At 57.1% G+C, this 4,788-nt stretch carries 7 protein-coding genes; 2 read left to right on the top strand and 5 right to left on the bottom strand.

The window, feature by feature from the left end:
* Positions 1–337, top strand: a 337-nt coding sequence (locus ACIQ36_RS18345; protein WP_395832015.1) for a redoxin domain-containing protein, incomplete at its 5' end; no start/stop codon positions are given.
* A gap of 142 nt (positions 338–479) precedes the next feature.
* Positions 480–1,013 carry a carboxymuconolactone decarboxylase family protein gene (locus ACIQ36_RS18340; RefSeq protein WP_395832013.1) on the top strand — a complete coding sequence of 178 codons (534 nt, stop codon included), beginning with the start codon at positions 480–482 and terminating at the stop codon, positions 1,011–1,013.
* Positions 1,014–1,037: 24 nt separating this feature from the next.
* Here the strand turns inward: ACIQ36_RS18340 and ACIQ36_RS18335 are convergent, their stop codons facing one another.
* The 5 genes from ACIQ36_RS18335 to ACIQ36_RS18315 all read right to left on the bottom strand — a co-directional run bounded on the left by ACIQ36_RS18335 (position 1,038) and on the right by ACIQ36_RS18315 (position 4,787).
* A complete protein-coding gene (locus ACIQ36_RS18335) occupies positions 1,038–1,304 on the bottom strand; it encodes a type II toxin-antitoxin system RelE/ParE family toxin (protein ID WP_395832011.1) in 267 nt (88 codons plus the stop codon).
* Positions 1,305–1,330: 26 nt separating this feature from the next.
* Positions 1,331–1,615, bottom strand: a complete 285-nt coding sequence (locus ACIQ36_RS18330) for a type II toxin-antitoxin system ParD family antitoxin (RefSeq protein WP_395832009.1) — start codon at positions 1,613–1,615, stop codon at positions 1,331–1,333.
* Positions 1,616–2,461: 846 nt separating this feature from the next.
* The gene (locus tag ACIQ36_RS18325) at positions 2,462–2,629 is read right to left on the bottom strand and encodes a hypothetical protein (RefSeq protein ID WP_395832007.1); all 168 of its coding nucleotides are present in this window, start codon (positions 2,627–2,629) and stop codon (positions 2,462–2,464) included.
* On the bottom strand, positions 2,626–3,153 hold the full coding sequence (locus tag ACIQ36_RS18320) for a zeta toxin family protein (RefSeq protein WP_395832005.1): 528 nt from the start codon (positions 3,151–3,153) through the stop codon (positions 2,626–2,628). The genes ACIQ36_RS18325 and ACIQ36_RS18320 overlap by 4 nt, the downstream gene beginning before the upstream one ends.
* Before the next feature lie 2 nt (positions 3,154–3,155).
* Positions 3,156–4,787 (bottom strand): NAD+ synthase, encoded by a 1,632-nt coding sequence (locus tag ACIQ36_RS18315; RefSeq protein WP_395832003.1) that lies wholly within the window; start codon positions 4,785–4,787, stop codon positions 3,156–3,158.
* Position 4,788: the final 1 nt, after the last annotated feature.

Genomic DNA, 4,788 nt, shown 5'->3' with positions numbered 1-4,788 from the left:
CGCCGATCGCGATGCCGTGCTGATCGGTGCCTCGACCGATAGCGATTTCGTGCATGCCGCTTGGCGCACCCATCACGCCGACCTGAAGCCGCTCACCTTCCCGTGGTTGGCCGATATTAAGCGCGAACTTTCGACCGACCTCGGCATCTTGGAAAAGAACGCCGGCGTTGCCCTGCGCGCCACCTTCATCGTCGATCCAGAAGGCGTTATCCGTCACGTCACCGTCAACGATCTGTCGGTCGGCCGTAACCCGCAAGAAGCCCTGCGTATCCTCGATGCGCTGCAGACGGACGAACTCTGCCCCTGCAACTGGAAACAGGGCGAAGCAACGCTCTAATCCAGCCTAAGACTGCCCCCGTCGCACCCTTGCGGCGGGGGCGTGCCGGGGCCGTCCGGTGACAGCGAGTCCTGTTTCAGGACGGCCCCGGCCATCACAATTCTCTCGAAAGACCCGCGCCCGGCGCGGAAAAGGAGACGCTATGTCTATCGAAACCTTGAAGTCCGCGCTGCCCGATTACGCGAAGGACCTGCGCCTCAACCTCTCCTCGGTGCTGTCGCAGCCAATGCTGTCGGCGACCCAGATTTGGGGCACGGCCCTTGCCACCGCCATCGCCGCGCGCAACTCCGCCGTCATCGCCGCAATCGCCGCCGAAGCCGCCGACAAAATCGACGCCACCAACATCACCGCCGCGAAAACCGCCGCAGCCCTGATGGGCATGAACAATATCTACTACCGCTACGTCCACCTCTCGCCCACCGCCGACTTCAAGACGATGCGCGCAGGCCTGCGGATGAACGGCATGGTGGGCCACGGCGCCGATGGCCTCGACTTCGAACTCTGGTCACTCGCCGTCTCTGCGGTGAACGGCTGCGGCATGTGCATCGAAAGCCACGAGCACGAAGTCTTCAAAAAAGGCGCGACAAAGGAACAGGTTCAAGCCGTGGTGAAAATCGCCGCCGTGATTACCGCCGTGTCGGCAGCCCTCGAAGGGGCGGCGGCGCTGGGCGAATAGGGCTGGTTGGATCGCCGGTCAAGGTTAGGGGTTAAACCCGCCTTGATCGGCAATCGCCCCAAGATCGCGGGCTCCGTGCAAGACGCGAATGATCGTGACGCTTTGGGCGTCGGCGACATAATAGAGGGCATAAGGGCTCTGAAAAGCGACCCGCAGGCCGGGGGCCAGTTGGGGCCTCTCGGCGTTTGCCAACGGAAACGCCAGAAGCCGCTCGCACAGAGCGTATAGCTTCGCCACGAAATGAGTTGCGGCTGTTTCCGAGGTTTCCTCAGCGATATAGGCCCAAATCACCGCCAAATCCTGTTCGGCGCGGTCGGTTAGCTGGAGCGTGCGGCCAATAATGCCTTCCCCCGCGCAATGATGCGATCCGCATCGAAGGCCTTAACCCGCCCCGCTGCGAGATCCGCCAAACCCTGATCGATATCCGCCTTGAGCGCCGATAAATCGCTGAGCGCAATTTGACGCCGTAGTTTCCAGTCGCGCACGGCTTCCCGAACGACTTCGCTGGTCGAAGCATAGTCGCCATCCTCCACCGCCTGCTTAATCGCGGCGGCCATTTCCGCAGGCATGGTGACGGTCAGACGTTCCAAAGACGTGGACATGGGTTGCTCCCCAGCGAAACCACAAGAATCATACTTTATCATACTGCGGGGGTCAAATTTGCCGGGACGCGGTGGCGCGGGGCAAGTCGGCGGGTTGTTCTCCGGGGCGCTGCCCCGGCACCCCGCTTAAGGGCCGGTTGGCCCTTAAGGATCCCCTGCCTTGGGAGAGGCGGGGGGCTTTCTGAATAGATCCCAATTTGATTTTTTTGAGCTTTGTTCAAAATATTGAAAGCAAATTTCAGTAAATACATCCAGGAAAATATGATAAATTTGATTCAATTGCAAAAATAATTCATCTATATTTTTTATTCCTTTTGGGTAGAGATTATTTTTTGTAAAAACGTGATCTAATATTTTATCTGGAGCTGATATATATCTATAATTATTTGTAGAATATTCAATATTAAATGTCTTTGAATCTAGATCTTCTATTGATTTTTCAACTAATTTCTTATCATCATCTATAATGAAATGTTAGATTATTTCGTATTTTTTCCATATTAGACCGTAATATTTTCATTCTAGATTTATATTTTTGGATATTTTCTTTATCTACCTTATTCAATGAGTCAAGTAATTGTTTTGTGTCGCAAGACGGGTTGTTTTTTGAGTAATCAAATAACTGCTTTACAACAGTATGTGCCTCTAGTAAATGCCCGACGGTAATTTTAATCAGATACAATTTTTCTGATAAATGTCCATTTTCTTTTTCACATATAAGGTAATATTCATGAATTTTCATAATATCTTGAATGGATAAACATAATCTTACCATTATATTTAATTCTTTTTTATCTAAAAAAGACGAAAATTTCTTTTTCCGGATCGTTTTCATTTTTACAACTTTCACTTATTTTGTGTTATATCTGAAATAATAAATGTGCCGGAATGATGTGAATCAGCTTTTTCCATTTTTTCTTTTTTCTTTCGCGCTTCATCTGCTGCCCGCTTTAGCGCTTCTAGGGCTGTATAAGCACCTTTTGGCAGCGTTACAATTGTCGGTGCTTCGCTCATAGCTCGCCTCCGCCATCCTGCAAAATCGGCTCAATTCCTCCAGTACTATACAGCGCCCAGCCATCAACCACAAAACGGTAATGTTCCATCAAGTTATGCAAGCCTGCTGCAAAACGCCGCCGAATGACGGGTTCGGGAATGTTATGTCCGCCTTGCTGAACCCGCAATTTCACCCGCGCAATCGCAAGTTCGGGCGAGGGCAGGGAGAGAAAATATAAACTCACCCGATACCCCGCCGCCCGCCACGCCTTTATCTGCCGCAAATACCCGAGCCCCGAGAGCGTCGTCTCAACCGCAAAACTCTCCCGGTCGGCGACCGCGCGGGCGATTTCGTCCAGCATCAGGCGACCGGCTTGCAGGGCCACCCGCTCAGGCTCGAAGGGCGACAGGCCCGCCGCGATTAGATCGGCGTTGATGAAGCGCTTGCACTGGCCTTCGTTCGGCAGGAAGGCGCGGGCGAAAGTGGTTTTTCCGGCCCCGTTGGGTCCGGCGATCATCAACACCCTGGGCCGCGCGTCCACCATGTTTAACCGCCCCGATACCCGTTGGTGATCGGATACCGGCGTTCGCGCCCGAAGCTGCGGCGGGTGAGTTTCACCCCTGGGGCGGATTGGCGGCGCTTATATTCGGCCCGGTCGAGCATGCCCCAGACGCGCGTCACCAGCGCTTCCGGGTAGCCCGCTGCGACGATTTCGGCGTGGGAGTTTTGGCCTTCGATGATCCCGGCCAGAATCGCATCGAGCACGTCATAGGGCGGCAGCGTGTCTTGATCGGTCTGGTTCGGCTTCAGCTCGGCGGTCGGCGGTTTGGTGATGACGCGCTCGGGCATCACCAGCGTGTCTGAGCCCGAGACCGGCCCCAGCGCGCCCGCCGGAGCTTGGCGATTACGCCAGCGGCAGACGGCGAACACATCCGTCTTATACAGGTCTTTCAGAATGGCGTAGCCGCCGCACATATCGCCGTAGAGCGTGGCATAACCCACCGCCATTTCCGACTTATTACCGGTCGAAAGCACCATCGCCCCCAGCTTATTGCTCAGCGCCATCAGCGTCACGCCACGCGCGCGCGACTGGATATTCTCTTCGGTGATATCGGCGGCGCGGCCTTGGGTGAGCGGGGTGAGCATCGCGCTAAACGCAGCCATCGCGGGTTCGATGCTCACCGTATGCAGCGCGATCCCAAGGCGCTGCGCCACACCCGCCGCATCATCCAGGCTTTCCTGCGAGGTATAGGGCGAGGGCATCATCACGCCCGTAACCCGATCCGGCCCGAGGGCATCGACGGCAATTGCCGCCGCCAGCGCCGAGTCGATCCCGCCCGAAAGCCCGAGGATGACGCCGGGGAAGCGGTTCTTATCGACGTAATCGCGCAAGGCCACGACCATCGCCGAATAGAGTGCTTCATCGCGGCCGATGTCCGGCGCGGGTTTCTGCGGGCTGCTGAGCAGAAGCTTACCGTCGGTGCCCCGGTCGAGGGTAATAATTCCCAGGGCCGATTGAAAGGCGGGGAGGGTCAGCACGGTGCGGTCGTCGGAGCCCACAGCGAAGGACGCGCCGTCGAACACCATTTCGTCCTGCCCGCCGACTTGATTGACGTAGACGAGCGGCAGGCCGGTTTCTTGAATGCGGGCACGGGCGAGGGCGCGCCGTTCGGCGGTTTTACCATCCTCGAAAGGCGAGCCGTTCGGCACCAGCAGAATTTCCGCCCCCATTTCGGCCAGCGCCTCGGACACGTCGGGCGTCCACATATCCTCGCAAATCGGCACGCCCAACTTGACGCCACGAAACAGAATTGGGCCGGGGATGGGGCCGGGGATGAAAACGCGCTTTTCGTCGAACACGCCATAGTTCGGCAGATCGTGCTTAACCCGAACGGCGGCGACTTTCCCGCCGTCGAGCAGGGCGACGCAATTGCCCGGCTGCCCGCCGAGTTCAAGCGGAACCCCCAGCAGCAGGGCGGGGCCGCCGTCGGCGGTGTCGGCGGCGAGGGATTCCAATTCGGCTCGGCACTCGGCGAGGAATTTTGGGCGCAGAACCAAATCTTCGGGCGGATAGCCGGAGAGGGTGAGTTCGCTGAACAGGATCAGGTCGGCCCCGGCTTTGGCCGCCTCGGCCCGGGTGGCGCGGATCAGGGCGGCATTGCCCGCAAGATCGCCCACA

It is taken from the genome of Elstera sp., assembly GCF_044372965.1.
In the GTDB taxonomy this organism is placed as follows: Bacteria; Pseudomonadota; Alphaproteobacteria; order Elsterales; family Elsteraceae; genus Elstera.
Note: the sequence above shows the minus strand (reverse complement) of the source record. Positions and strands in the feature narration are given on the sequence as shown.